Genomic DNA, 2218 nt, shown 5'->3' with positions numbered 1-2218 from the left:
TAAATAGCTTTTATCCGTCTTATACTCGTTTTTTCGTTTTTACTTTTCTGTATTCAACTTGCTAGCAAAAGACGAAAGTCTTCGATGAAGTATCGATGTTATATGCTATACCTTGGGTCTTATGATTTCGGCATCACGTTCACGCCATGGGAAATAAGGTAGTCAAGAATGTCTGCGTTATTGGGAAAAGCGGACGCGTAATAAGTTGCATTTTTTCCCTGACTATCAGTCATCTGCAAATCTAACCCAAAATCAACAAAGGTCTGTATAAGTGATAAATCTTGTTTAGATATTAACACCCTTAAAATCTCAAAATCTAATACAGCTCCCTGATTTAATAAAGATAAAATTAAATCGATAGGAGCATCGTTCATGATTGTTAAAACTAGCGTATGTTTAAGACTTCCTGCATCAGCAGATGATAAATCATCATTTAATGCCATAAATTCATCCCAATTACCTTGACTTGCTAAGTTTTGGGCAATATTTAATTTTTCCAAATGTGCTCTTTGTTCTTTTTCACTGAACTGTGACTCAACTGATAATACAGGTAGCCTATCTTTAGTATTTGGCCTTTCAACGTTAGCTTTAAAATTCACATTATCTCCCTCAACTGAGAGGGGATGGTTGAGGGGCGATACGGGAGCCGTTTTTTGTTGAATGTTATTTTCTAATACATATGACTTTTGAGCTGAGTTATTGCTTTGGAGGTCTATAACGATCGCATCATTTCTTGCTTTAAAAAAAAACACATAATATACGGTAGCAAATACCACGCACAATATGATAATTGAGTAAACTTGCTTAATCTTCAAAGTATGATTACGTATAACTTTCACTTTGACTGACCCTCAATAGGCCATGCAGAAAGAGCATCGTGAGCTTCATCATAACTACATCCAAATTCATCAATAATAAGGGAGCAAGCTTTATTTACATCGCCCTTTAACTTCGCTTCAATCGCTTCGGGAGGTAGTTTTGATGGGTTTGGATATTGAATATTTAATTTTTGAAGAATCAAACCAATTCTTTTATCCATTTGCTTACTTTGGCTTTCTAGCCCTTTTATTTTCGAGTTAAAAATGAATATCACTATGACAAAAAACATAAAATTAATAATGTAATAATAGTTCATTCTACATCCTTTTCTAACACAGTAAAATAACCTACAAATGAACTCCATTTGTAGGCTTGTATTTAATTAATAGCAGGTGTTATTTTTTTGTTTTGTACCCTGCGCTGCGCACCATTGAGTGGCTCGCTGCTGCAAGTAATAAGTACCTTGCACACATACTGTTGAATAACTAACGGTTGCGAGGGTCACTCTAATCGCGACGGCAGCGCACATCGTACCGATACCAGAATTATAAAAAGTATAGGTGCTTTGGCAATGTGTAACCCGACTATCGATAGCCTGTTCACACATCCTAATGTTTTCTTCCGGAGTTGGAGGAGTTACATTAGCGGCGTCAATAGCTGCTTAAGCTGCAGCAGCTATCGCGGCAGCATTTGTATAATAGTTACCAGTATATTGAATGTTGTTTTGTAGATTTGCCCAGTCATACCAAATCATACCGTTAACCATTGAAGGCCCCGTGTACGAACCCGTGACTTGGACAATCTCAATCGGATTCGGATCTGCCTGTGCATTTGTTACGCTGCACACGCACGCCAGTACTACCATTACTACATAAATTTTATTAATTATTTGTTTCATTTTATTCCTATTAAGCTAATGATTAATTTAAACGCTACTGTTAAAGTTAAGTGACGTATAAAGAGAAAGAATTTAAACCAAATGCTCTATATTCATGAAACAAACGAACTAAATATCAATCCTTGATTTTATAAATAACAAAAATCCTTTACCGCTATTTATATATTAAAATAACTGGAGAACGATACTTAAAAAATTAATCTACGTCAAATCTAAATGAATTTGCATACAGGAGATCATGTCTTTGGTTCGGGTGTATCATCGGTAGAGTCAATCACTAAAAGTTTAGGTATTTCCACACATACAATGCAACGTTTTGCCTGCAAAGAACTTGGACACATAAGAGTTACTAATTCTGCATTTGCCTCTCTATGTTTGGAAAAAGCTCGGGATCCAAAGAACTGGTATTGACAGATGCGTAAGTTAAATTTTGGCATACTGCAAGAAGCTTGGTGATATTAAAGGTTTTACTGACAGTTAGCCAATACCTCAGGTTTTTCG

At 35.7% G+C, this 2218-nt stretch carries 3 protein-coding genes; all 3 read right to left on the bottom strand.

Annotation, left to right across the window (positions count from 1 at the left end; all coding sequences use genetic code 11):
- Nucleotides 1-119: 119 nt before the first annotated feature.
- A complete protein-coding gene (locus AB9H30_RS19240; RefSeq protein WP_371196413.1) occupies nt 120-839 on the bottom strand; it encodes a hypothetical protein in 720 nt (239 codons plus the stop codon).
- Nucleotides 836-1039, bottom strand: a complete 204-nt coding sequence (locus AB9H30_RS19235; RefSeq protein ID WP_371196412.1) for a hypothetical protein — start codon at nt 1037-1039, stop codon at nt 836-838. The genes AB9H30_RS19240 and AB9H30_RS19235 overlap by 4 nt, the downstream gene beginning before the upstream one ends.
- A 441-nt stretch (nt 1040-1480) precedes the next feature.
- Complete coding sequence (locus AB9H30_RS19230) at nt 1481-1717, bottom strand: hypothetical protein (RefSeq protein ID WP_371196411.1); 237 nt, start codon at nt 1715-1717, stop codon at nt 1481-1483.
- Nucleotides 1718-2218: the final 501 nt, after the last annotated feature.

Source organism: Glaciecola sp. SC05 (genome assembly GCF_041380235.1).
In the GTDB taxonomy this organism is placed as follows: Bacteria; Pseudomonadota; Gammaproteobacteria; order Enterobacterales; family Alteromonadaceae; genus Glaciecola.
The sequence above is the reverse complement of the archived record's forward strand: the minus strand, read 5'-3'. Positions and strand labels throughout refer to the sequence as shown.